24 protein-coding genes and 1 tRNA gene are annotated in these 25788 nt (G+C 51.0%); 11 read left to right on the top strand and 14 right to left on the bottom strand.

What is annotated here, in order from left to right; genetic code table 11:
• Positions 1-729 precede the first annotated feature (729 nt).
• From galE to ACO5GU_RS05025, 6 genes are all read left to right on the top strand, one after another.
• Positions 730-1785 (top strand): UDP-glucose 4-epimerase GalE, encoded by a 1056-nt coding sequence (gene galE / locus ACO5GU_RS05050; protein ID WP_484930342.1) that lies wholly within the window; start codon positions 730-732, stop codon positions 1783-1785.
• A gap of 7 nt (positions 1786-1792) precedes the next feature.
• A complete protein-coding gene (locus ACO5GU_RS05045; RefSeq protein WP_484930341.1) occupies positions 1793-2884 on the top strand; it encodes a polyprenyl synthetase family protein in 1092 nt (363 codons plus the stop codon).
• 2 nt (positions 2885-2886) lie between these two features.
• Entirely contained in the window at positions 2887-3816 is a 930-nt protein-coding gene (locus ACO5GU_RS05040; protein WP_484812420.1) for a peptidoglycan-binding domain-containing protein, read from the top strand.
• A gap of 44 nt (positions 3817-3860) precedes the next feature.
• Positions 3861-3935, top strand: a tRNA-Gln gene (locus ACO5GU_RS05035).
• A gap of 69 nt (positions 3936-4004) precedes the next feature.
• Positions 4005-5393, top strand: a complete 1389-nt coding sequence (gene glmU / locus ACO5GU_RS05030; RefSeq protein WP_484930340.1) for a bifunctional UDP-N-acetylglucosamine diphosphorylase/glucosamine-1-phosphate N-acetyltransferase GlmU — start codon at positions 4005-4007, stop codon at positions 5391-5393.
• Positions 5394-6389, top strand: a complete 996-nt coding sequence (locus tag ACO5GU_RS05025; RefSeq protein ID WP_484901741.1) for a ribose-phosphate diphosphokinase — start codon at positions 5394-5396, stop codon at positions 6387-6389.
• A gap of 566 nt (positions 6390-6955) precedes the next feature.
• On the opposite strand, the gene pcp is transcribed toward ACO5GU_RS05025, so the two are convergent.
• On the bottom strand, positions 6956-7684 hold the full coding sequence (gene pcp / locus ACO5GU_RS05020) for a pyroglutamyl-peptidase I (RefSeq protein WP_484930339.1): 729 nt from the start codon (positions 7682-7684) through the stop codon (positions 6956-6958).
• Between the two features lie 209 nt (positions 7685-7893).
• Here pcp and pth point away from each other — a divergent pair, with 209 nt between their 5' ends.
• The 4 genes from pth (at position 7894) to ACO5GU_RS05000 (ending at position 11209) form a co-directional block, all read left to right on the top strand.
• Positions 7894-8475, top strand: a complete 582-nt coding sequence (pth, locus tag ACO5GU_RS05015; protein ID WP_035435625.1) for an aminoacyl-tRNA hydrolase — start codon at positions 7894-7896, stop codon at positions 8473-8475.
• Between the two features lie 297 nt (positions 8476-8772).
• Positions 8773-9615 carry a sulfide/dihydroorotate dehydrogenase-like FAD/NAD-binding protein gene (locus ACO5GU_RS05010; RefSeq protein WP_035427960.1) on the top strand — a complete coding sequence of 281 codons (843 nt, stop codon included), beginning with the start codon at positions 8773-8775 and terminating at the stop codon, positions 9613-9615.
• Entirely contained in the window at positions 9603-11000 is a 1398-nt protein-coding gene (gltA, locus tag ACO5GU_RS05005; protein WP_484901758.1) for an NADPH-dependent glutamate synthase, read from the top strand. Before ACO5GU_RS05010 ends, gltA begins: the two co-directional genes overlap by 13 nt.
• Before the next feature lie 65 nt (positions 11001-11065).
• On the top strand, positions 11066-11209 hold the full coding sequence (locus ACO5GU_RS05000; protein ID WP_484824474.1) for a hypothetical protein: 144 nt from the start codon (positions 11066-11068) through the stop codon (positions 11207-11209).
• Between the two features lie 405 nt (positions 11210-11614).
• Here the strand turns inward: ACO5GU_RS05000 and ACO5GU_RS04995 are convergent, their stop codons facing one another.
• The 13 genes from ACO5GU_RS04995 to ACO5GU_RS04935 form a co-directional block, all read right to left on the bottom strand.
• The gene (locus tag ACO5GU_RS04995; RefSeq protein WP_484824473.1) at positions 11615-11794 is read right to left on the bottom strand and encodes a hypothetical protein; all 180 of its coding nucleotides are present in this window, start codon (positions 11792-11794) and stop codon (positions 11615-11617) included.
• Positions 11795-11823: 29 nt separating this feature from the next.
• Complete coding sequence (locus tag ACO5GU_RS04990; protein ID WP_484930338.1) at positions 11824-13452, bottom strand: ABC transporter ATP-binding protein; 1629 nt, start codon at positions 13450-13452, stop codon at positions 11824-11826.
• 351 nt (positions 13453-13803) lie between these two features.
• Positions 13804-14715, bottom strand: coding sequence for a helix-turn-helix domain-containing protein (locus ACO5GU_RS04985; protein WP_484824471.1), 912 nt, complete (start codon positions 14713-14715; stop codon positions 13804-13806).
• A 47-nt stretch (positions 14716-14762) separates the two neighbouring features.
• Complete coding sequence (locus ACO5GU_RS04980) at positions 14763-15689, bottom strand: transketolase family protein (protein ID WP_484809260.1); 927 nt, start codon at positions 15687-15689, stop codon at positions 14763-14765.
• On the bottom strand, positions 15682-16611 hold the full coding sequence (locus ACO5GU_RS04975; RefSeq protein ID WP_484913804.1) for a transketolase: 930 nt from the start codon (positions 16609-16611) through the stop codon (positions 15682-15684). Before ACO5GU_RS04975 ends, ACO5GU_RS04980 begins: the two co-directional genes overlap by 8 nt.
• Positions 16612-16668: 57 nt before the next feature.
• The gene (locus tag ACO5GU_RS04970) at positions 16669-17349 is read right to left on the bottom strand and encodes a transaldolase family protein (protein WP_035428365.1); all 681 of its coding nucleotides are present in this window, start codon (positions 17347-17349) and stop codon (positions 16669-16671) included.
• Positions 17350-17482: 133 nt separating this feature from the next.
• The gene (locus ACO5GU_RS04965) at positions 17483-18331 is read right to left on the bottom strand and encodes an L-ribulose-5-phosphate 3-epimerase (RefSeq protein ID WP_484930337.1); all 849 of its coding nucleotides are present in this window, start codon (positions 18329-18331) and stop codon (positions 17483-17485) included.
• A 75-nt stretch (positions 18332-18406) separates the two neighbouring features.
• Positions 18407-19108: an L-ribulose-5-phosphate 4-epimerase gene (locus ACO5GU_RS04960; RefSeq protein WP_484803552.1), complete on the bottom strand. Its 702-nt coding sequence runs from the start codon at positions 19106-19108 to the stop codon at positions 18407-18409.
• Positions 19109-19120: 12 nt separating this feature from the next.
• Positions 19121-20239, bottom strand: a complete 1119-nt coding sequence (ulaG, locus tag ACO5GU_RS04955; protein WP_484930336.1) for an L-ascorbate 6-phosphate lactonase — start codon at positions 20237-20239, stop codon at positions 19121-19123.
• Positions 20240-20363: 124 nt separating this feature from the next.
• Positions 20364-21419 (bottom strand): hypothetical protein, encoded by a 1056-nt coding sequence (locus tag ACO5GU_RS04950; protein ID WP_484930335.1) that lies wholly within the window; start codon positions 21417-21419, stop codon positions 20364-20366.
• A 29-nt stretch (positions 21420-21448) separates the two neighbouring features.
• The gene (locus ACO5GU_RS04945) at positions 21449-21757 is read right to left on the bottom strand and encodes a PTS sugar transporter subunit IIB (RefSeq protein WP_012808416.1); all 309 of its coding nucleotides are present in this window, start codon (positions 21755-21757) and stop codon (positions 21449-21451) included.
• A 165-nt stretch (positions 21758-21922) separates the two neighbouring features.
• Positions 21923-23434 carry a PTS ascorbate transporter subunit IIC gene (gene ulaA, locus ACO5GU_RS04940; protein ID WP_484930334.1) on the bottom strand — a complete coding sequence of 504 codons (1512 nt, stop codon included), beginning with the start codon at positions 23432-23434 and terminating at the stop codon, positions 21923-21925.
• Between the two features lie 164 nt (positions 23435-23598).
• Positions 23599-24057, bottom strand: a complete 459-nt coding sequence (locus ACO5GU_RS04935; protein WP_035432745.1) for a PTS sugar transporter subunit IIA — start codon at positions 24055-24057, stop codon at positions 23599-23601.
• A 665-nt stretch (positions 24058-24722) separates the two neighbouring features.
• Here ACO5GU_RS04935 and ACO5GU_RS04930 point away from each other — a divergent pair.
• Positions 24723-25487 carry a DeoR/GlpR family DNA-binding transcription regulator gene (locus ACO5GU_RS04930; protein WP_314019586.1) on the top strand — a complete coding sequence of 255 codons (765 nt, stop codon included), beginning with the start codon at positions 24723-24725 and terminating at the stop codon, positions 25485-25487.
• Positions 25488-25788 lie beyond the last annotated feature (301 nt).

Here is a 25788-nt window from a genome sequence, read left to right as displayed (position 1 = left end):
GTTGTACGAAAGCGCTGCTAGTGGACGGGGTTTCTCGCCAGGCGGGTGGTGCGAGCTGGCACGCAATCAGCGCGCGCCCGCCGCGCGCCAGGTGTACGCTTGGGTATGCCCGCCGCGCGCCTGATTTCTTCAAAGAATCTGTAACTTCTGCCTAAATAAGTAAAAGAATCGGTGGATTTGCCTGATTTTGTCAAAGAATCGGTGCCTCAAATACAGATTCTTTGCACTTTTCAGGCGGACTTTTCTAGACGTAACTCTGGTTTCAAGGTTGGTTTTATGGACGCTCTCATGGAGCCTGATTTTCTCGCCAAGTCTGAACGATTTGCCTGAAAAACACGCCTAGTCTGAGCTATTTGCCGGTTTTTCTCGCCAAGTCTGAGCTGTTTTACTCAGACATGGTGGGGGTTTCAGGCTCGCAAAATTTGGAGACAGCACCCCAGTTAGAACGTGCCTGATTTCTTCAAAGAATCTGTAACTTTTGCCTAAATACGTAAAAGAAACTGTGGATTTGCCTGATTTTGTCAAAAAATCGGTGTCGCAAATACAGATTCTTTGCACTTTTCAGGCGAGCATAGTGAAAGTTAGGCTCGCAATAGCAGAAAGACCCGCTTGCCGAGAAACCCGTGCGCCGGCACGCGCACCTGGCAAGAAACCCGCGTGCTCGTACCGCACAACGCTGCGCAGAAAAGCCGTATACTTATGACGATATAAGTCCACGAAAGGATTGATATGTCTGACACTCTGATTCCACAAAATTCCTGCGTACTTGTCACCGGTGGCGCGGGCTTTATTGGCAGCCACACCGTTGTTGAACTGCTCAATTCCGGCTACGAGGCCGTAATTGTTGATGACCTTTCCAATGCTTCGGCAAAGGTTATCGATCGAATCAAAACTATTGTGGGAGAAGAAAACGCTAAGCGCCTTTCGTTCTACGAGGCAGACGTCAACGATGCAGATGCACTCAACCACATCTTTGACGAGCACGCCATTAACTTTGTCATTCACTTCGCTGGCTTCAAGGCCGTTGGCGAGTCTGTTACCAAGCCTATCGAGTACTACACAAACAACCTGGGCAATACCCTCACCCTTCTTGATGTCATGAGAAACCACGGTTGTAAGTCAATTATTTTCTCGAGTTCAGCAACGGTTTATGGAGATCCAGATAGCCTTCCTCTAACCGAGCAAAGCCCCAAGAAGAACGCAACCAACCCTTATGGCTGGACTAAGTGGATGATTGAGCAGATCCTCACCGATGTTCACACCGCAGATCCAGAGTGGAACGTTGTCCTGCTTAGATACTTCAATCCTATTGGCGCTCACCAGTCGGGCCTTATCGGAGAAGATCCTGCAGGTATTCCAAACAATCTAGTACCTTATGTGGCTCAAGTTGCTGTGGGTAAGCGCGAAGCTGTTCACGTCTTTGGCGACGACTACAACACCCCAGATGGCACGGGTGTTCGCGACTACATCCACGTCTGCGATCTTGGCTCCGGCCACGTAGCTGCACTTAAATGGATGGCTGGTCGCACGGGAGTTGAGATCTTCAACCTAGGAACCGGTACCGGTAGCTCTGTACTTGACGTTATTAAGGCATTCTCAAAGGCTTGTGGCAAAGAGATTCCTTACGTTATTGAGCCTCGTCGCGCTGGAGACGTTGCTACTAACTACGCCGATTGCCAGAAAGCTGCTGACATGCTTGGCTGGAAGGCTCAGTACAACCTTGCTGACATGTGCCGCGATTCCTGGAAGTGGCAGTCGATGAACCCAGACGGCTATCGCGGCTAGGACTTCCGTGAACTTCGCCGACTACCTCACACAAAAACTCCCCGCCGTCGAGGCAGAGATCATGCGCGGTCTCCCCGCGGCACCAGCGGCGGCACCCGCAGCACCCGCAGCGCCCGCAGCAGTGGCGGCCTCGCCCGCAGCCACGTCCGCGCCCTCGGAGCGCACTCGTGCGGACCTGAATACCTACCTCTACCAGCCACTCGCTCACTTCAGTGCAGGCGGCGGCAAGCGCGTGCGTCCGGTCCTCTGCTGCCTGGGCGCCGAGGCTGTTGGAGGCTCGGCAGAAGCCGCTCTGCCCGTAGCCTGCGCCATCGAGGACTTCCAGTCGGCGGCCCTGATCCACGATGACATCGCAGATAAATCAGAGCTACGCCGTGGCGAGAAGTGCCTCTACAAGACACTCGGTACCGGACTTGCCATCAACGTTGGTGATTCTGCGCTGGTCAATGTTGTCAGACGCGTTACCGTGGCCGATCACCTCTCTGACCAGCTTAAAGTTCGCGTTATCGACGCCCTTCTCGCCATGGAAGAGCACACCCTTGAGGGTCAGGCGCTCGACCTTGGTTGGGCACAAAACGAGCGCTGGGATGTTACTTCTGACCAGTACCTTTTTATGGCGCTCTCCAAAACCGCCTATTACTCTGCTGCATATCCCCTGGTACTGGGCGCACTTATTGGTGGCGCTAACCAGAAGACGCTTAACGCACTCAAAGATTTTGGTCTTAAAGTAGGCCTTGCCTTCCAGTTGCAAGACGATCTTCTCAACCTGGTAGGAAACGCCGAGGTACAAGGCAAGGACTTTAGGTCTGACATCACTGAGGGTAAGCGCACGCTCGCCGTGGTCTACGCACTTGAGCATCTTGGCCCAGCAGAAAAGACAGAGCTTGTCTCCATACTTTCTGCGCATACAAGCGATACTTTGAAGCTTCAGCGCGCTGTGGAGCTTATGGAAAGCGCTAATGCGATAAAATTTGTCCGCACGCACGCTCTTGCCTTAGTTGATGAGGCAAAACACGTGCTTGAAAACGTGATACTTACTGAAGACGCTCGCGACACACTTTTGTCTATGGCAGACTTCTTTGTGAACCGAGAAAGGTAATTATGGATCCAATTACTCCTGGTAGCACTGGCGCTGCCGTTGAAGACATTCAGGAACGCCTCGTAAAGCTTGGCTACACCATCGAAGACGATGAGCGCCAGAGCCACACGTTTGGCAAGTCAACTGCTCGCGCGGTTGCGCGCTTTAGGCTTGACCATGACCTTTCTCTTGGAGAAGAAGTAGATGCCTCCACCTGGGCAATCATGGTCGATGAGGGCTATGAGCTAGGAGACAGAACCCTCTACCTTCGTCTTCCTAACTTCCACGGCAATGACGTGCGTCAGCTGCAGGAGCGCCTCAACATCTTGGGCTTCTCGTGCGGAAAAGTTGATGGCCATTACGGTGTTCATACCGAGGCTGCCGTTAAGCTCTTCCAGGAGAGTGTCGGCGAGCTTGCTGATGGTATGGCGTTCCAGGACACCCTCGACGCTATTGAGCGTCTACGTCACGTTTGGTCAGGTAAGCAGGCAAAAGGCCCCCATCCACAGGGTCCTATGGGCTTTGCTCGCGCAGCCAACGTTCTTGAGACCACCTGCATTGCTATTACGGGAGAAGATCCTATCTCTAGAAACGTGGCTGCTCGCGTCTATAACCTTTCTAAGGCAACTACCGAGGCAAGCGGCATGACCATGATTGATCGCGCTGACTCTCCTACTGATGCAGCTACCGTTTTAGTTCTGACTACGGCTTATGCCCCAAGCATGCCCGCTCGCGGACAGGTAGGTATTGGCTCTGTTTCTATGGAAGAAAACGAGACGCTGCCAGCAAGACTGCGCACTGCTATCGAATCTGCTGATGCAACGGGCTCACCTATCAAGATTGTGCTGCCAGAAGGTACAAACGTTGACGGTTCATTTACTACCGCAGATGCGCAGACTTTAGCAGTTCTTGTTCTTGATGCAATTTGTGGAGCATTTGCTTCGCTAAGCTGATACACTTAGTAGAGTTGCGGACAAAACCAACGTAGTGATTACATTGGGGTATCGTCCAACGGTTAGGACACGGGTTTTTGGTGCCTGGAATGTGGGTTCGAATCCTACTACCCCAGCCATTTTTTACGCAACTTTTGTGTAGGGACGCACTCGTATCGAGTAATACGAAGTACTTTGGAGGCTTACGTATGCCACTTACTGCGATTGTCCTCGCTGCAGGCGAGGGAACGCGCATGAAGTCCCACCACCCTAAGATTGTGCACAAATTACTTGATAAACCCATCGTTTGGTGGAGTGTCAACGCCGCAATTACTGCTGGCGCTGACCGCGTCATTGTGGTTGTTGGTAACCATGCTGACGAGGTTAAATCTGCACTTTCTTGCTTCCCTAACCTTGAGTATGTTGCCCAGACCGAGCGTCTTGGCACCGGCCACGCCGTCAAGGTTGTTAAGGATGCTCTTGGTGGCTTCAAGGGACCTGTTGTTGTTATCAACGGTGACGCATCTCTGTTGCGCGCACAGTCTATTCTCGACCTTGTTGCAGAAACTAAAGCTCATCACAACGCATGTACGGTACTCACAATGACGCCCCCAGATCCAACCGGATATGGTCGCGTCATTTCTTCTAACGGCCAGGTAACTGCCATTGTTGAGCACAAGGATGCTACGCCAGAGCAGCGCGAGCAAGAGCGTGAATGCAACGTTGGCGTGTACTGCTTCTGTGGCGGAAGACTGACCGCAAACATCGATCTTCTCGGCAATGACAACGTGCAAGGCGAGTACTACATCACCGACATGGTGGGTCTTTACGTCAGCCAGGGCGAGCCTGTTGCTGCCGTCCACGTTGACGACTACAAAGAGGCGCTGGGCGTCAATTCCCGCTCCGAGCTTGCTGTTGCCACCCGCATCATGCAGGAGCGCATCAACGAGCACTGGATGAGCCAGGGCGTCACCATGTTGGACCCAACCTCCGTCTGGATTGGCCCCGAGGTCACGCTTGGTATGGACACCGAGGTTCTCCCACAGACCATGCTCTACGGCAAGACCTCAATTGGCGAGAATTGCGTGGTAGGCCCTAACACTCGTCTGACTGATACGGTTGTTGGTAACGACGCTGTTATTGACGAGACTGTTGCTATCAACGCACAGGTAGACGACTTTGCTACCTGCGGTCCTCGCGCGTACCTGCGCCCAGGCACACACCTCATGCCTCACGCCAAGGCTGGCACCCACGTTGAGATCAAAAATTCAACTATCGGCGAGGGCTCCAAGGTTCCTCACCTCTCCTACATTGGTGACACAACTATGGGATCCGGCGTCAATATTGGCGCAGGTTCAATTACGTGCAATTACGACGGTTACCACAAGTTTAAGACCAACATTGGCAACAACGTCTTTGTTGGATCCGATACCATGATGGTGGCACCCGTCTCAATTGGTGATGGCGCACTTGTGGGGGCAAGTTCGTGTATCACAAAGGATGTACCAGCAGATGCGCTTGCACTCGAGCGCTCTGAGCAGAAAATTGTTGAGGGATACGCCGCCCAGAGGCGTCACAAGCTTGAGAAAGAGGACTAGATGTTCGAGAACCTGAGTGAACCACTGTTAGTTGCTAGAAATATCAAGCTCTACACCGGTACAGGTAACCCTGAACTGGCTCGTAAGGTTGCAGACATTCTTCACCTAGAGCTACAAGGTCTTCTCCTCGAGAAGTTTGCTAACGGAGAAATCTACGCTCGCTTTGATGAGTCTGTCCGCGGCGACGAGGTCTTCTTCATTCAGTCTTTGGCAGGTGTCAACGTCAACGATCTGGTTATGGAAACGCTGATTGTTGCTGACGCTGCAAAGCGCGCATCTGCTAACAGCTTTACCGTAGTTATCCCTCACTACGCATATGCTCGTCAGGACCGCAAAGCTGCTGCTCGCGAGCCTATTACTGCTCGCCTGATGGCAAACCTGCTTGAGAACGCTGGCGTTGACCGCGTTATCACCCTTGACCTGCACCAAGGTCAGATCCAGGGCTTCTTTGACATTCCTGTTTCTCACCTGACTGCTCTTTACCTTCTGGGTGATTACTTTAAGAGCAAGCCATTCGACTGGGAGAACACCGTTGTTGTCTCTCCTGATATGGGTCGCGCAAAGGCTGCTAAGAAGCTCTCCGACTACCTGGACTGCGGCCTTGCTATTGCTCACAAGAGCCGTCCTCGTCACAACGAGAGTGCTGTTATGGGCATCATCGGCGACATCAAGGGCAAGACCTGCATCGTTAACGACGACATGATTGATACCGCAGGTACTCTCTGCGCATCCGTTGTTAAGCTGAAGGAAATGGGTGCGGGCGACATCTACGTCTGCGCTACCCACGGCGTCTTCTCTGGTCCTGCAATCGAGCGCCTCAACAACGCTCCTATCGAGGAGTGCGTGGTTACCGACGCAATTCCTTGCCCAGCAGCAAACCAGGAAGGCTCCAAGATCAAGACGATTACCATCGCAAACGAGATTGCCGAGGCAATCTACGCCGTCTACACCGACCGTCCTGTCTCCGACATCTTCGGCGGTGACTTCAACCTATAACCCCGCAGGCAGGTCAGCCGCACGTACGCGAGCGCGAGCGCAGGTCGCAAGTGATTTCAACCCGGTATCCATTTCGTGTGGATACCGGGTTTCTTGTGCGGAAACGCTGGGAGTGGACCGGGCTTCTCGCCAGGTGGGCGGTGTGAACTGGCGTGCAATCAGCGCACGCCTGGAGCGAGCCTGATGCGCGCCTGGAGCGAGCCTGATGCGGCCCGGTTCGCGCGCGGGGCGAGCCTGCTGCGGACAGGAGTGCGCCTGATTTTCTCGCCATGTCTGAGTAAATTCACTCAGACATGGTGCAGCTTTCAGGCTCAAAATTCAGGGCCACGTAGCCTATCTTTCACGCGCCTGATTTCATCAAAGAATCTGTAAATTTTGCCTAAAAGTGTAAAAGAATCTGTGGATTTGCCTGATTTTGTTAAAGAATCTGTACCTCAAATACAGAATCTTTGCACTTTTCAGGCGCACTTGGCGAGAAAATCGCGCTATCACAACTCATCTTGCGAGAAGGGCGCGTGTGGCGAGAAACCCGTGCACTTGCAGGCGCACTGTAAGCGGCGCGCAATCTAGCAGGTTGTTCCGCTTTCATAATCCGCGAGGTCAACGTCGTTTGCAAGCGCCGCTTCCAGCGCAACCTGCAGTCCGCGAGTCATCATCTCCAGCGACATGCTTGGAACCTGGCGGGTCTTCTCGCCAGTGCCAGCCTTTTCGCCTGCAGCGAAGCCCTTCTCGCCAGTGTCAGCCTTCTCGGCGGCTACAGCGTTTTTCTCGACAACCTGCTCCGTTGCGAACGGCACGTGCAGAAACGTGCCGCGAGTCTCCGGGAATCTCGTGGCCAGCGCGTGAAGGACCTGATACATGACGTCGTTGCAGACGTACGTTCCCGCAGTGTACGAGACCGCCGCGGGGATCTCCGTCTGGTTCATGGCGGCCACCATGGCGTTTACCGGCAGCGACGCAAAATACGCGTCGGGAGCGCCGTCGATGATGCGCTGCGAGAGCGGCTGCTTGCCCGCGTTGTCGGGAATGCGCGCGTGAGCCCAGTTGATGCCCACAAACTCGGGCGTAATCTTGCTTCTTCCACCCGCTTGGCCCACGCAAAGCACAATCTCGGGACGCTCCGCTTCAAGCGCGTCGATAACCTTCTGAGCACCAGCGCCAAACTCAACAGGTACGTGCAGTTTTATCACCTGAGCACCGCCAATAGTCTCGGGCAGCGCCTTCACGGCCTCCCAAGCTGGATTGATTTTCTCGCCACCAAAAGGCTCAAATCCGGTAACCAGAATCTTCTTCATTTTGCCTCCGCACCTCAGTTGAACGCCGCGTGTCCCGCACGCTGCTCGCCGAACGCCGCATGTCCCGCACGCTGCTCACTGCTCGCCGATCGCTGCACGCCGCGCACATCGCCACTAGGCTACCAACCGCGAGCTCAGTTCACGCTGGTGGAACCTGTCGTTTTCCCTTACCATCATAAACGTACACATCTCAAACGGAAGGAAATTCGATGCACGGTAACAAAATTGTGCTTGTAGCGGGCCTGGGAAATCCTGGCGAGAAATACGCGCGCACCAGGCACAATGCGGGTTTTGCCGTCGTCGATGCCCTTGCCGAGCGCCACGGCGTTTCGTACTGGAAAAGCGAGGCAGGCTGCCAGGTCGCGGAGATCACCCTTCCCGCAGCTCAGACCGCAGCTCCCGGAGCCGCATCTGGCGAGAAACGCCATGTACTCCTAGCCAAACCCCAGGACTTCATGAACACCAGTGGCGGTCCCCTCTCCAAACTTGCTCGTGCACACCACCTTCAACCTGCACAAATCCTGGTTATTCACGATGAGGTTGACCTCGCAGAAGGCCAACTCAACTTCAAGGAAGGCGGCGGACTCAACTCGCATAACGGCCTGCGCTCCATCGCCGACAAGCTCCAGACCAGGGATTTTATGCGCCTGCAGTTTGGCATCGGTCGCCCTCCTGGAAAGATGCCGGTGGCAGACTATGTTCTGCGCGAGCTCAAGGGAAACAACCTGGAAGACTTTCTGGTCACTGCTCAGGCGGCCGCCGATCAGGTGGAGCAGCTCCTCCGCAGCTAGCGGTCACCGCGCTCCTCCGCGTGACGTCACGTCGCGAGCCCACCGGGTTTCTCGCCCTCCGCAGCTAGCAGGCAAAACATTCTACGAAATATTTATGCTCATTCATGAATTACTCATGTCTTGAATCATGCGCAAATAGTACAATAGATATGTTGTTTGCGAATACGGGGTTACCCAGACCTCGTATGCGTGAGATACATGCGTCACCTACTACTGTCTTCTCGCCAGAAGGCACGCTGTAGTGCGGCGCGTCAACTCACTCGCAGTTTTGTTGTGTTAGGAGAGGAGTACCGCTGAATGTATAAGATCCTCGAAAAGACTCAGTTCTCCGAGAAGGTCTTCAAGTTCCGCATCGAGGCACCACAGATGGCCAAGCATGCACATGCTGGTCAGTTCCTTATGGTCCGTGCAAATGAGTGTGGCGAGCGCGTGCCATTTACCTTTGCGGATTGGAATCCTGAGGAGGGTTGGGTCGAGTTTATCTTCATGGTAATCGGCAAGACCACCAGGATGCTTTCTACCTACGAGGTTGGTGATTTCCTGCAGGACGTCACTGGTCCTCTGGGTGAGCCTACCGAGATGGGCGAGGGCAAATGGGCAGTTATCGGCGGCGGCGTTGGCCTGGCTATCGCTTTCCCTGTTGCTCGTCAGCTCGTAGCAGCTGGCCGCGAGGTCCACGCAATCATGGGCGCTCGTACCAAAGAGCTGCTGCTGCTTGAGGATCAGTTCCGTTCCATTCTGGACGACGATCACATCCACATCACCACAGATGACGGTTCTCTTGGCGAGAAGGGCGTTGTAACTGCACCTCTCGAGCGTCTTCTGCAGGACAAGCAGGTCGACCGCGTATTCTGCGTTGGCCCAGTTCCTATGATGAAGTTCTCCACTCTCACTGCCGAGAAGTACGACACACCTATCATCGCTTCCCTGAACCCAATCATGGTCGACGGCACTGGTATGTGCGGTTGCTGCCGTGTTGAGGTTGGCGGCGAGACCAAGTTTGCTTGTGTTGACGGTCCTGACTTTGACGCAACCAAGGTTGACTGGAATGACCTTCGCGCACGTCAGGCAGCCTACCTCACCGAGGAAGGCCAGTCCATCAAGGCTTACGAGGAGACGAGGTGCGCATGCCACAAGTAAACGGTCGCTACATTCCAAACGTCAAGGCACCTCGTACAGCTGACAACGAAGAGCCAGCTGCAGAGCGCGCACAAGACTTCCGCCCTGTCGACAAGGGTTTCACTAAAGAGATGGCAATTGCAGAGGCAAACCGCTGCCTGGATTGTAAGAATCCACTGTGCGTTCAGGGCTGCCCTGTAAACATCAACATTCCTCGCTTCATCGAGGCAATCCGTGCAGAGGAGTTTGGTCGCGGTCTTGACATCATCCGCGAGTCCTCCATGCTTCCTGCAGTTTGTGGTCGTGTTTGCCCACAGGAGAACCAGTGCGAGGGCGTCTGCATCATGGGTAAGCGCAGCGAACCAGTTGCTATTGGTCAGCTCGAGCGCTTCCTTGGTGACCAGCCTGAGCTTGCTTCCAAGCCAGCTATCGCTCCAAAGAACGGCAAGAAGGTTGCAGTTGTAGGCTCCGGTCCTTCCGGCATTGCTTGCGCTGGCGAGCTTGCTCGTAACGGCTTTGACGTTACCGTCTTTGAGGCATTCTTCACCGGCGGCGGCGTTCTGGTTTACGGTATTCCTGAGTTCCGTCTTCCAAAGGCTGTTGTTAAGCGCGAGATTGACGGCCTCCAGGAGCTGGGTGTTAAGTTTGAGTACAACTCTGTTGTCGGTCGTATCACCGATGCAGATGAGCTTTTTGAGCAGGGCTTTGACGCAATCTACATTGCAACCGGCGCTGGTCTTCCAAAGCTTCTCAACATCCCTGGTGAGAACCTGCCAAACGTCTTCTTTGCAAATGAGTACCTCACCCGCGTTAACCTCATGAAGGCTAACAACTTCCCTGAGTATGACACTCCAACCAAGCACGGCAAGAACGTCGTTGTCTTTGGTGGCGGCAACGTTGCTATGGACGCTGTCCGTACTGCTAAGCGTCTTGGCGCAGAGCGTGCAATCATCGCTTACCGTCGTACCGAGGACGAGATGCCTGCTCGTCGTGCAGAGCTGCACCACGCAAAGGCAGAGGGCGTTGAGGTTCTTCCTCTCGTCTCCCCTCTCGAGTTTGTCGCTGGCGAGGACGGCGCAGTTTGCGCAGTTCGCGTCCAGAAGATGGAGCTCGGCGAGCCTGACGCTGACGGACGTCGTCGTCCAGTTGCTATCGAGGGTGCTATCGAGGACATTCCTTGCGACGTTGCAATTTCTGCAATCGGCACTAACGCTAACCCATTCGCAAAGATGATCGGCGACATCAAGCTCAACAAGTGGGGCTACATTGAGGCCGACGAAGAGGGCCGTACTTCCGATCCTCGCATCTGGGCTGGTGGCGACATCGTAACCGGTGCTGCAACCGTCATTCTTGCAATGGGCGCTGGTAAGGTAGCAGCTGCTTCCATCACCAAGCACCTCGGCTAGTCCGCCGGTTTAGGCTGGCGTAGCTTTGGCTCGTAGTTCAGTTACAGCTGACACAGCAAGCTAACATGCAATCACAAAAGACCTGGTACCATACGGTGCCAGGTCTTTTTCATGGCCAGAAACTCCGCGGCCCAACACCCGAGCGCACGGGTTTCTCGCCAAGCGCTCTTCTCGCCATCGCGCGCCTGAAAAGTGCAAAGAATCTGTAATTGCAGCACCGATTCTTTGCAGAAATCAGGCAAATCCACCGATTCTTTTACATTTTTAGGCAAAATTTACAGATTCTTTGCAGAAATCAGGCGCGTAAAAGATAGACTACGTGGCCCTGAATTTTTGAGCCTGAAAGCTGCATCATGTCTGAGTAAATTTACTCAGACATGGCGAGAAAATCAGGCGCGCAGCAGGCGCGCAGCAGCTCGCACCGCCCACCTAGCGAGAACCCCGTCCACTAGCAGCGTTTCCGCACAAGAAACCCGGCATCCACACGAAATGGATACCGGGTAGAAATCACTTGCAACCTGCGCCCGCACACAGCGCTGACCTGCGGCGTTGCCGTCGTTACGCCCACACGCGCCACTGACCTGCGGCGTTGCCGTTGTATCTCTCGCACGTGGCTACGAGAGCAGAAACTCCCTGACGCGAGCGGCAATACCCTCAGCGTTCAAGCCAAAGTGCGAAAGCAGTACGTCGCCAGGAGCGGAGGTACCAAAGGTACGGATGCCAGCAAAGCGCATGGGCGTGGGCAGCTGCTCGGCCAGAAGCTCGGCAACTGCAGCTCCACGGCCTGTTGCCACGTTGTACTCCTCAACGTATTGAGCTCCTACTATTGTTTTATCTCTACAAGCCCGCTTGGAGTCATTTCAAATACGGCATCGTACTTTGATTGTTGTGCAACATTGAGATGATGAGTTACCTCAATCATGGTAACTCCGCTTAGACCAAGCAGGTTATTCTCGACCTCAGTAGCCATGCGTGTGTCCAATGCAGACGTAGCTTCATCAACAAGCAGTAACTTCTTTCCATACAGCAAGGCTCGCGCAATAGCAATCCTCTGTCTTTCACCTCCGGAGAAGCGCTTTCCGTTCTCTTCCACTGGAGTGTCAAGTCCTTTTGGAAGAGCCGCAACTACCTCTGAGAGACCAGACTTTTTAATAACTTCACCGATTTGCTCACTCGAATACAAACTTCCCAGCGTAATGTTATTTTTTAGCGTATCGTCAAACAAATACACATTTTGGTGAATCATTGCCGGATCACATGAAATGTCTCTTGAACTGTCAATCAGAATATCTCCACTCTGAGGTTTTATCTGGCCTGAAATCAGTTTTAAAAGCGTGCTCTTTCCACTACCGCTTTTTCCGATAATCGCATACTTCCTCCCAGCCTTAAAGCACGCAGATATTTTAGACACTCCGGAAATTGAATCAGGATACTTATAGGTAACATTTTTTAACTCAATTTCATGCTCTACATCATAGTGCCGTTCCTTATTGTCAAACGAAGTTTCTTCATCGTCGCATATAACTGCCTTCAAAACCGGATAGGCCGCTTTAACTTTTCCAAGCAATGAAGCAAATGTTGAAGCGGGCGCAATTACCTGACCGGACAGCTGGGTCACAGCCACAACGCTACCAAGAGAAACAAATCCTTGCACTGCGAAAATACCCGTTATACCCATAATAATGAATTGAGATGAAACCGAGATTGCTGTAATAAGCCCAGATATAAGAGACGTAACTTCAGATAAATGTGCCTTCTTACCTTCTAACTGCTGCGCAACCATTAAGTGACGGTTTGTAAAATTGCTTTCTTTATGAAATGACCTAATAACATCAAATCCAAGCGATATATCACGAATCTGTCCGTTATACGAAACCGTATTTTTTACGATCTCTTCTTGGCAATGAGTAAGTTGTTTTGTAAATACTCCGGGAATGATTGTTGGAATTGCCATCACAAGTATCGAAATCACTGCCACTACTGGATTAATATACAAAAGCAAGAGGCTCGCAATAGTAATTTCGCAGCATGAAGCAAATGCGTCAAGCAGCCCGCCAAGCAAATCTTTTTCAATGGTATCCATATTCTGACTTAAAAGAGAAAGAAACTCAGCGCTGTTCTCATTTATATCTACAGTATCTTTTCTCCGCAAATAAGCCTTTACGGCAGAATCTCTCATCTTAATTACGGTGTCGCGAACCAAATGGGCACGCACATATCCCTGTAGCATAAGAAGGATGCCGGTTGCTATAGCATATATACAGCACAAGCCTATAAATTTAAGTAACCGAGCAATGTCTCCTGAAATAATGACTTCGGAAACCGTATTGAGAAGTGAGCTCAGTAAAAGAGCCACACCGGCAACGACGCAAGAACTCACAATTTGTATTAGTACAAAAATGATCGCGTTTCGTTTACCGACATTCTTTAAAAAATACTTTATATTTTTCATTCCATTCCAATCGCAGAAAATCATCTAAATGACCATCACAAAATGATAGATACCTCTTTTAATAAATCTAAAAGAGGTATCTATCTCGCACTTTTAGTGCTTAACTACAATAACAATGATGGTCATATGTATCGCCTCCCCCTCTCTTTGATGAATACATCATCTCGAAAGAAGAGGAGGCTATCCATAACATCTCGTGACAATTCTTGTATTACCTCAAATGTTAAGTATCCATGCAAAGTATCAAAATAATAAGCATGGCACGTAAAAAATTTAACTTTTGGTAATGAAAAATGTAGGCGGCTTTGCTCACTGTCTCTGAGCGCTTAGACTTGGTTTTAAGCCCTAGGTTTAATTTTGAGTGCTTAGATTCTCTTCAACAAAAGCGCGCACCATTTCCGCATTATCATGTTGGCCAATAAGTTCCATATACGGAATAATCGTCTGCATTATTGAGCGTGCCTTCTCAATATTTCCGTTCCGAAATTCAGACCGACCAATCAAATAAAAAATTACCGGTAAAAGTATCTGCTCATGGCTCTCAATACTTAAATCTCTTGCAAGATACGCATGCTGAGCAGCTTCTTCAAACCTTCCCTCAAGATCCAAGCAGGAAGATATATTAACTTCAAGGTTGATGCGGACAATCGTAAAGTCATTGCTGCTTGATTGCTGATCGGAAAGGTTTCTTGCAAGTTCTTCTCCCACTCGAATAGCCTCAATACGAGCTTCCTTTTGCTGAAGTGCCACAACCATCAAACCGATTATTTCAGCTTCAATAGGAGATAAAAGTTCATGTCGAAAATCAGATAGGTCAATATGAGGCTTTGTAAACTCCAAAGCCTCACGTAACTTGACGTATGAATCTTCAGGGTCCTTGTTCTGCTTGAGTTGTGCGGCTGCCTGTATAAGTAAAACTGACTGCCGCTCCAATGCATGAGATGTATCATTTTCACTCAAGCCCTCCAACAAGGATAGGCCTTGTTGGATTTTACCTGCTTCTATAAGCAGACTTGCTCGTCTTGTAATCTCATTAAAGCTACGTTGGCAATCACTTTGAAAAAAAACGTCACAAAGTTGATAGGTACTCGCCCCAAGTCTACTCAACAATGCGTCGAGAATTACCTTGGAGGGCATCTGGCGGCCATTTTCAATTCTTGAAAGAGAAACCGGGGAGCAAATACCCTCTGCAAGCTGCTCCTGCGTCAATCCCTTACTATGACGAAGAGAATAAATAGTCTCTCCTAAAGAGTTCCCTTTCAAATTTCATCCCGTCTTTAATCGCTTGCACCATCAAAATATGACAAAGGCTACGAGAGCAAGAACTCCCTGACGCGAGCGGCAATACCCTCAGCGTCCAGGCCAAAGTGCGAAAGCAGCACGTCGCCAGGAGCGGACGTACCAAAGGTACGCATACCAGCAAAGCGCATGGGCGTGGGTAGCTGCTCGGCCAGAAGCTCGGCAACTGCAGCTCCAAGGCCTGTTGCCACGTTGTGCTCCTCAACGGTTACCACATGACGGGTCTTCTCGGCAGATGCCAAAATAACTTCCTCGTCCAAAGGCTTGATGGAGAACACATCAATGACCTCGGCAGAAATCTTCTCCTCTGCAAGCAAGTCTGCAGCTGCGAGTGCCTGGGCAACCTCAACGCCGCAGGCAGCAATCGTCACGTCTGTACCCTCACGCAGGACGTTTGCAAAAGGCAGGCCGCCCTTGAAGGACTCGTCGTAGATGTCGGCAACCTTGTGGCGACCCATGCGCACGTAGAAGGGGCCATCTGCCTCGGCAGCAAGTCTGAGCGCTGCCTTGGTAGCGTTGTAATCTGCAGGAACAAGCACGCGCATCTGAGGCAGAGCGCGCATCATGCCAATGTCCTCAAGGGACTGGTGGGTAGCGCCGTCCTCTCCTACCGTAATACCTGCGTGCGTAGGACAAATCTTCACGTTAAGGCCGGAATCGCAGACGGTGTTTCTAATCTGATCGTAAGCGCGGCCGGTTGCAAACACGGCAAACGAGCCGGTAAACACAGTACGTCCTGTAAGCGCCAGTCCTGACGCAACGCCCACCATGTTTTGCTCAGCAATTCCCACGTCGACCATGCGCTGTGGGAAAGCCTTCTGGAGGTCGGCAAGTTTAGTGGAGCCAGCAAGGTCTGCGTCAACAGCAACAATGTCGTGACCCTCGTTTACCAGCTCAACAAGAGTCTGACCATATGCCTCACGAGTTGCTCTAGACATTGGCAACCTCCTTACCTTCACCCTGAAGATCAATCAAAAGAAGCTCTCTTGCTGCATCAAGTTCTTCTCGCGCAAGGTCGGCCTGCTCGGCTGAAGGGGCGTTTCCGTGCCAGGAAGCCTTATCCTCCATAAATGAGACGCCCTTGCCCTTGACGGTCTGGCAAATGATCGCGGTAGGTGCAGTGTTTCCTGCCTCGCGACCATCTCGTGCGGCGAGAAGGGCCTGACGCACCTCAGTGACCTCGTGACCGTTAACACGCAGTACGTTCCAGCCAAAGGAACGGAACTTCTCGTCAATATCGCCAAGAGAGCACACGTCAGTTACGTGGCCGTCAATCTGCAGATTGTTGAGGTCCACAATGGCAATGAGGTTATCCAGCTTCTGGTGAGCAGCAAACATGCATGCCTCCCAGTTAGAGCCCTCCTGCAGCTCGCCGTCGCCCAGAAGGACAAATACCTTCTTGGTGCGCTCGCCGCTTGCCAGAGCGTCCATAGAAAGTCCCAGAGCGCATCCTGCAGCTACCGAGAGACCCTGGCCAAGAGAGCCAGAGCAAACCTCAATACCAGGACATGCGTGGCAATCTGGGTGACCCTGCAGTCGGCTACCAAGCTGACGGAGGGTAACCATATCCTCGTCATGGAGCCAATCAAGCAGGTGGTACGCAGCATACAGCACAGGAGCCACGTGACCCTTGGACAGGAAGAACCTATCCTCGGTGTGGTCCTCTGGGTTGTTGTGGTTGTACTTCATAACTCCCGAGAAGAACAGTGTAGCCACAATATCTGCCGCACTGAGAGAGCCGCCGGGATGACCTGACTTGCTTTTCTCGAGCATGTCAATGACATCGCGCCTCAGCGTATTAGCTGCAAGCTTGAGCTCATCATCGGTGAGGTTGCGCTCGGGTAATGCAGATGTTCCCATTCTCATCCTCTCAAAACAAGTACGCCCAACCTAAGCTGGGCGTACCACAATCACTATTTATTGCTGAGCCTTAACCTTTTCCCAGTCTGCCTCAAAAGACTTAAGACCGGCGTCGGTCAGAGGGTGCTTCAGACATTTCTTCAAAGCTCCAAATGGAACGGTTGCAATGTCAGCACCAAGCAGAGCTGCCTGAGTCACGTGGTTAGGCGTACGGACAGAAGCCGTAATAATCTCTACGGTGTGATCAACATTTTTATCCCATGCATAGTTCTCAATGCACGAAACAACGGTTCCCAGCTGCTCAATGCCGTCCTCACCGATGTCATCAAAACGACCAACAAATGGAGAAATATAACGGGCGCCAGCATTTGCCGCAAGAAGAGCCTGAGGTGCCGAGAAAATCAGCGTCATGTTGACGCGAATTCCCTCAGAAGCAAGCTGATGGGTAGCAGCAAGGCTCTCAGCGCAGATAGGAAGCTTAACAACAATGTTTGGAGCAAGAGAAGCCAGGTGACGGCCTTCTTCAATCATGCCCTCAGTTGTTGTTGCCGTTGACTCAGCAGAAACAGGAAGTCCCTCGCAAAGCTGAGCAATCTTAACCATATGAGACTCAAAGTCGGCTAGCTTGCCGCCAATCTTTGCATACAACGATGGATTGGTAGTAACACCTGCTAAACAGCCCCAGCTAAGAGCCTCAGAAATCTCATCGATATCTGCCGTGTCAATAAAGAACTTCATGTGTAATCCTTCCCTGTACAAACCTAAACGAGTTTGGAAACGTACGTCGTACTAAGAAAGAGCTCATCCACATTGTACAGATTCTTATGTACCGTCTGTGGCGAGAAACCCAAAACAAGTGCAAAAAGGCCGTTTACCCCTCAAACGCCTTATCAATTTTGCTGCGAACGTAGGTGGAAGCAAAGACAAGATCTTCTTTCCAGTTTTCGTTGCCGGTGTACCACATCTCTGCAACAAAGCGCCTGACACCCTGAGGAACAAGCTGCGACAGAGCTCCCTCGTAGTCAGTGGTGCCAGTAGAGAATGGAATCTCGCGATACGCACCAGCAACAGTCTCTTTAAGGTGGGCAGCAAAAATGTGACCAGCACCAAGAGCAACGTCATCAGCAACGGTGTTGCCGTAAATAAATGACGCATTGGTGAGATTACCAGCGTCGGGATACACACCAAGATACGGGCTGTTAATAAGGTTGACATAGTGCATGGCCTTCTCGACCGTATCCATAAAAGGAGTCTCCATGGTCTCAAAGCCCATAACAATGCCTGCCTTAGCAGCCATTTCTACAGCCTTTGCTAGGTTCTCCTCAAAGTACTTACGCGTATCCTCTGCGCCGTTCTCATAGTACACGTCATAGCCAGCAAGCTGGATAGTATGAAGTCCCAGGTCACCCGCAAGATCAAGTGCCTTCTGCATAATCTCAAGGCCACGCTCACGAGTAGCCTGATCGCGAGAACCAAAAGGATATTTACGATGACCAGAGAGACACATAGAGCCCAGGCGAACGCCAGAGTTTACCATTGCCTGACGAACTGCTACACGCTCCTCACCAGTCCACTCAAGGCGAGAAAGACGAGCGTCAGACTCATCAACGGAGATCTCAACATAATCAAAGCCAGACTCTCCTGCTACGCTGAGGCGCTCTTCCCAAGAAAGATCAGTTGGAGTGGCCTTCTCGTAAAGTCCTAGCTGATACTTGGACATATCTTCTCCTTTTAAAAACAGGCGGCCTTATACAAGACCGCCTGACTGAAACAGATTCTACTCACTGAACAGGCTTTAGTGATTACCCTGTCCGTAGTAGGCATTTGGACCATGCTTGCGCATGTAGTGCTTGTCCTGAAGGTACTGAGGTGCCTCCTGAACCTTAGGGTTATTGAGCTCGGTGAGTGTTGCCATCTTAGCAACCTCCTCAATAACTACTGCATGATACACAGCAGCCATTGCGTCTTTACCCCAAGAGAAAGGACCGTGGTTGTGAAGGAGCGTTCCTGGAACCGCAATGGGGTCCAAGTTAGCAAAGCCCTCAACAATAACGTTTCCGGTCTCAAGCTCATAGGCACTTTCTACCTCGTCCTTGGTAAGGCTGCGCACGCAAGGAATATCTCCGTAGAAATAATCTGCGTGTGTAGTGCCATAGCAAGGAATAGAGCGTCCTGCCTGTGCCCAAGAAACAGCGTGGGTTGAGTGAGTGTGAACAATTCCGCCGATCTTATCGCCCCATGCACGATACAAGCATGCATGAGTTGGAGTATCGGAAGATGGGTTCATCTCACCCTCAACAACGTTGCCGTCAAGGTCGCAGACAACCAAGTTCTCTGGGCTCAGTTCCTCATATGAGACGCCCGATGGTTTGATAACAAACAGGCCGCGCTCACGGTCAAGTCCAGAAGCATTGCCCCAGGTAAAGACTACCAGGCCATGCTTTGGCAGGTCCATGTTTGCTTCATACACTTCATCGCGAAGCTCTTTAAGCATCATAAAGACTGCTCCTTAGAGAACGCTACGGAATGGAACGTTTGGCTCGTGATCGAAGCAATCATGGAAGCCACGGTCGTGATGGTAAGCAAAGCGATCCTTATCCTGTGGATAGGTGTAGTGGCCGCCAACCTCCCAGAAAAATGGGTGGAACTTGTAGTCAAGACGGTCCTTACGCATCTCCCAAAGAACCTTGATCTCCTGGACGTCTGCCTGGAAGTTAGTCCAAACATCGTGATGAATTGGGATAACAACCTTGGACTGAAGAGCCTCAGCCATGCGGAGCATATCGGTTGCTTCCATCTTGTCCTGGATACCAATTGGATTGCAGCCAAAAGCGCCAAAGCAGACATCTACGCCGCCAAACTCCTGAGCGATGTCTTTGCCGTGCTTAGCAAAGTAAATGGAGTAGTGAGAGTCACCGGAGTGATAGATGTTTCCACCAGGGGTGACAAAGAGGTAGTTAACGGCCTTCTCATCCATGTCCATTGGGCACTTACCCCAGAGGTCAGGACGGTTCTCAGAAGTATCAGTAGTGGTAACAATGATGGTACGGTCAAAGGAATCGTATGCAACGATCTCCATGTCCTTGACCTTGATGCGGTCGCCAGGCTTAACAACGATGCACTGCTCGCGTGGAACGCCCCAGCCAACCCAAATGTCAACTGCATCCTTAGGACCAATAAAGGGAACAGGAATCTCTTTGCCATTCTCGTCAGTAGTGGTCATGTTGTTGTTAACAACGTGAGCTGCAAGCTCCTTGGACATATGGTCCTGGTGAATGTGAGTTACCACAACAGCGTCAAGGTTCTTGATAGCAAAGGGATCAATAACAAAGGGGACGTTACGCAGATTTGGCTGCATCTTACGAACGCCAGCCATGTTTGCCATCTGGTGACCAGGCTTCATGAGGCCGTCACCGTGGGTACGCTTGCCGTTGCCCGCCCAGAAGTCGACAGCAACGTTTGCTCCACCAGGAGTCTTAAACCAAATACCAACGCAGCCGAGCCACCACATCTCAACCTGGCCTGGTTCTACTACGGCATTGTCAATCTCTTCGTTGAGCCAAGTTCCCCACTCAGGGAAGGTGCTCATAATCCAACTGTCGCGTGTGACGTTTTTCAGATCTGCCATAACGCGCTCCTTTCTAAAACATAGGACTAGTACTTTGATGCATATGCAGGTAATTTGAGCGGCGCTCAGGACTTTGCCTGCATGCTCAGAAGCTCATCCTGAGCGCTCGCTACAAAACGCAGCCCTACTCCACTACTTTGTAGAGAGCCAGCTGGTCTGTCTCACGATATGCAGCAACAATGTAATCGCTGCAGTCATGCCTATACATCATGCAGTTTGCTGGTCCGAGGTCGTGGTCGATAACGTCTACGGTGTACTCACCGTCAACGTATCTAACAAGCAACAAATCGCGACCATCTTTACGGTTGCCAATGACTGCGCACTTCTCGCCATTAAGGTCTGCTGCCCAAAGCGCGTGAAGGAAGCTGCGCTTCTGTGGGTCGCACCAAACCTGCTCATAGCGATCGCGAGTCTGGCCCTCATGCCAAATTGCCAGCGTGTCACCGTGGAACTTGGAGAAGGTAAGAATCTCCAGCTTGCCATCGCCGTCAAAGTCTGTAGCAACAATATCGCTTGTTGGCTGGACCAGAAGGCAGGTGACATCCCAAGCACCCTCAGGAGTGGTTGGTGGCACATATCTAAACACGCCTGCGGCGGTTGAGATCAAAGCATACGATTTATCAGGTGCAGTCCAGAAACCGTGGTTCTGAACCTGATAATTAGCAACACAAGTCAGCTTAAGCTGGTTGTCTGCCGTGTACTGCTCAAGGTTATCGCTCAAAGGAGCGGCCCAAACAGCACCTGGGGTGCGCCAATCATCCTTGACGCCCGTCTCAGCTCCACCCTTGATAGAGCAAGCAAGAACCCAAAGCTGACCGTCAGCAGCCTTCAAGATGCCAAAACGGTGAACATACGGGAGGTCGCAGAGAATCTGCTCAGACCAAGAACCGTCTGCCTGTTTGGTATAGGATGCAATTGCCGCGTCGTCTCCACCAAAGTTTGGCGAGAAGAACTTGCGGGTTGCAAGGAACTGATCTTTCCTGCCAGGGACCTGAGTAATGGTCATGACGCCGCCAGGGCCTGGAGCAACAGTCTCCAGAGGCTCACCATCAAGCGTAAAACGACGGATTGGACCGTCCTTCTCGACAGCAGCTAAAAAGCTTGGTGTGTCTTCTCCCTCAAACATGCCAAGTGCATAGCACTTAGGCATCTCGGCAAGAATTTTCTTTTCAAAAGTCATTAAAGTGCTCGATTCTTTAGAAACCTAAACTATGCGGAAAACTTCTCTGCAGCGCCGGTTTCCTTGAGCTTCTCTTCCATCTCTGCGTCAGAAAGAACGTTACGCAGACCAATGACGGTGACGCCAGCCTTAGCAGCATCGTCGTACATGTTCAGGAAGTTAAGAGGTGCAAAAACAATGTCGTACTGGCGAGCAGAGCTTACGCCCTCAGACAGTGCGCAGTGGTGAATCTTATCGACGCCCATGTTGAGCTTCTGAGTGACACGCTCAGCGGTCATCTTCATCATCAGGGAGGTACCTGCGCCGTTAGCACATGCGACCAAAATCTTTGCGTTCATGTTGACTCCTTCGATCAAACAAACTGATTACGGACACATTGTGTATGTACCCATTTGGGCGTTATGTGCATCGCTTTTAGAGCGAATAGTGCATCAATCAATGTGCCGAGTATTACTAATAACCCTGAGCAGATGGGGGTCTGCTCAGGGTAGGAAGAAAGAGGGCTACTTGCTTTCCGCACTAGCTGCGGCGGCCTTCTGTGCACGGATTTCCTTGCACTTCTGGTAATCCTCAACCTCCATGAAGTACGTGTCTTTGTTTGCACGGTACTGGAGCTGTGGGATTGCGATAAGAGCAATAACAACAATTGCGAGACCTGCGTAGGACAGGAACTTCATGACGCCGGTCATGATTGGCCAGACAACTGCCCAGTCCCACATGCCAAGGTATCCACCGTATGCAGCCATGCCAACCCAGCCAGCGATAAGAGCTGAACCAAAGACCTGGAGAAGACCAGAGATGAAAGGCATGATAAGAACTGCGCGGAGGCCGCCCTTGTTGTTTGCGTAAACGCCGATGGTAGCGTTATCGAAGAACAGTGGAACAAAGCCTGCGATAACAACAACTGGAGACTTCAGAAGCAGCAGAGCTGCGATTGCCAGGAACTGGCCAGCTGCACCCATGAGGAAGCCGAGGGTAACTGCGTTTGGAGAACCAAAGCCGTAGGTAACTGCGCAGTCAACGCCTGGGACGGAACCCTTGAGGAGCTTGTTAGAAATGCCCTGGAAGGAGTTGGTGAGCTCAGTAACGAAGGTACGAACACCAAGCTGCAGGATGGAGAGGTAAACAGCAAACTGGAAAGAAGTGGTCATGATGTAGAAGAAGAAATCCTGACCTGGCTTCATGAACTTGTTCTCAAGCAGGAAGTCCTGGCCAAGAACAGCAAGGATGACACCAAAGAATGCTGTCATGAGAATTGCAGTTGCAACGAGGTTCTCGTTGAAGATCTTAAGGAAGCCTGGAAGCTCGATGTCCTCAATACGCTTGGACTCCTTCTTGGAGTGCTTGGCGAGCCACTCAGAAGCCTTGGATGCGCAGTAAACACCAAACATCTGCTGGTGAGCAATGGTAAGACCAGCGCCATCAGTGAGGTCCTGGGTAGGTCCAATACAAAGGTTGGAGCCAACTGCCCAGTAAAGGCCGAGAAGAACAGTCATAACTGCAAGGATGGTAACGTCGTTAAGCTGTGGGAAGCAGAAGAGGATAAGCCAAAATGCAGTTGCTGCCTGCTGAACCTGGACGTGACCAGTAGTAAAGATTGCGCGAAGCTTAGTCTGCTTCTTAAAAGCAACCAGAACAATGTTCAGAATGAAAGCGAAGAGCAGAAGAAGCATAACGGAGGAGAAGGAACGACCTGCGATAAATGCAGGAGCGTCAGCTGCCTCCATGCCTGCCTGTACTGCGTTCTGGCCAAAGTATGGGTCAATGACCATTGCAGAAAGGTTGAAGCGAGCCTCAAGTCCAACAAGAACTGGACGGAATGCAGTTACCAGGCCGCCGGAACCAACCAGGAGGATCTGATAACCAATGACTGCCTTAAGGAAGCCAGCGAGTACGTCGTACCACTTCTTCTTAAGAAGAATGTAGCCGATAGCAACAATCAAACCGATGAAATAGGCTGGCTGAGTCAAGAAGTTGCTCGCAAACCATTTCCAAATACCAAGAACAATATCCATTGATACCCCTTTCAAAGGGTCCTACATACGTACCTTCTGCAGCCCACACTACAAAAGGAAATCCTCAATAACCTGCCCAGATGGGCACAAAAGCGCGAACGGGCGCGAACGGGCGTCGTGAACAACGCGCGAACAACGCGCGAACAACGCGCGAGAAAACGTGTTTACTCGGAGATAAGCTTGTCAATCTCCAAAAGCTCCTCAGGAGACTGAATGTTCTTAAGACGCTCAAGAACCTCCTCGTTCATAAGAACCTGAACGAGCATCTGCATATTCTTAAGGTGTGCTTCCTGATCGGTTGCGCTCAGAGTGAAGAAAGTCTTAACCTGCTTCTCATCATCGCCATCCTCGAAGTTAACAGGAACATCGGAGTGCATAAATCCAATGGCAGTCTTGCCATTAGAGCCAATGCGAGCAGTGGAATGTGGCATTGCAACGTTTGGAACGATAACAATGTAGGGACCAAACTTGTTTACGCACTCGATAATGTCGTCTGCATACTCTGGATTGACAGTTCCATCAGCCTCCAGTGGTTTGCAGCACTCTCTAATAGACTCTTCCCATGTCATGGGGGTCTTCACGAAAGCATAGTGATTCTGCTCGTAGATATCGCGAAGCAGCATGCGATTCACTCCTCTCCAGTAGCCTACTGTGAATCTTTTCCTTGTGTTGGACTATAGCAAGAGCACACAAGAACACATCGCTTAATGACAAAAACTTGAATTTTCTGAACACTTCAACAATTAGATAAATAATTTATATGACATTTGACTTGCCGTATGACAAATTTCCCTATTTGTTGAACGTTTAGAACGTTTTACCAATCGAATCGATAGTGTTAGTATAGCTAAAGTTGGAAGTTAAGCAATACTTATCTATGCTCACTTTAGATATTTACGTCATAAAAACCGTTGACCGTTAAAAAATATCCGTTTAAGTATTCAAAACGTTCATAGGATAAGGTAAGATACACTGAGATTCGTTGAAATGCATCTACACAATTGTTCATGGACCGTTCAAAAGATGCTATCAATTTGTACGATGTTTTTCACGGAATCGAGTTAGTTAAATGTCTTATATAGTGTTCAGAAATATAAGGCTTTTAACTGTGGATATAGAGTTGTAACGTCACAGCAAACTGTTCTTTTGCACGTACTTCTCGAGAGCTTTTTTCGATCTTCTCGCGAACTATTTGCAAGTAGTCGGGTTTCTCGCCAGGCGTGTTACTTGAAAAGTTTTCAACTATTTTCGTAGGTTTATCAGCAGTTTGAGTTCTATTGGGGGATTCATGGCCACAAGTCGTTCATTTGTAGCATCGCGTAGAAGCTCTATCATGAGCCTTCTTGAACAATATCGCCAGGTTTCCGTCAGCGATCTTGCCGATAGATTTGAAGTTTCTTCGCTTACCATCCGCCGCGATCTTGACGAACTCGAAGCTCAAGGCCTCATTTCCCGAAGCTATGGCATGGCCACGCTGCTTGACCCGCTCTCGACAGGACTCAGTTCTAACCAGGTAACCGCGAAGTTCAAGCTTGCCCAGGCCGCCGCCAAGCTGATTAAAGATGGCGACACGGTCTTCATTAACACCAGCTCAACCGCTATAAAAGTCCTGGAATTCATTACCGCCGAAAACATCACGGTTGTTACCAATAACGGTAGCGTGCTTGCGGCTGACTATCCCCCGTCAATGACCGTTTTGGTTACGGGCGGAGAAGTTCGCCCAGCTAAGAAGTCTATGACCGGCGATTTTGCGCTTGCTTCAATCAACCAGATTCGCGCCGCGAAGTGCATTTTGGGTTGCTCGGGAATTTCTGCTGAGCGCGGCCTTACTACGCTGGTTTCAAACGAGATGCGCGTGAACTCGCTGATGCTTAAGCACTCTGAGCAGCACATTGTCCTGGCCGACTCGAGCAAGCTGGGAGTTAACTCCAGCTTCCAGTACGGATCCCCGTCCGATATCGACGTGCTGATGACGGACGAATCCGCTTCGATTTCGCAGGTAGCAGCCCTGGAGGCCGCTGGTGTTCGCAAGGTTGTACGCGTAAGCCTGTAGGATTGTTGCGGTAGTTAGCTTTCAGCTGTTGGGGCTGTCGGAGCTGTCAGTTCTCTTGTTTCGCAAATCGCATATCAAAACTTTAACTATCAAGATCCGAAAATATTCATCCTCATGGATATTCATGAGGATGAATTCATTTGTATGCATAAATTTTTTAGGGTCCTATTTTTGGCATTTTGAAAACACAGCAAAGTCACTTAATCTGCAAAATCACCCCTCAAAAGTCTCATTTTGCGCAGATTATCGGTCGTGTCCCGAAAAGTGGTGTAAGCAAGCATTTCAGGTGTTTAAAAGAAGT

The sequence above is a fragment of the Lancefieldella sp. genome, from assembly GCF_057237245.1.
This window is presented reverse-complemented; position numbering and strand designations above follow the sequence as displayed.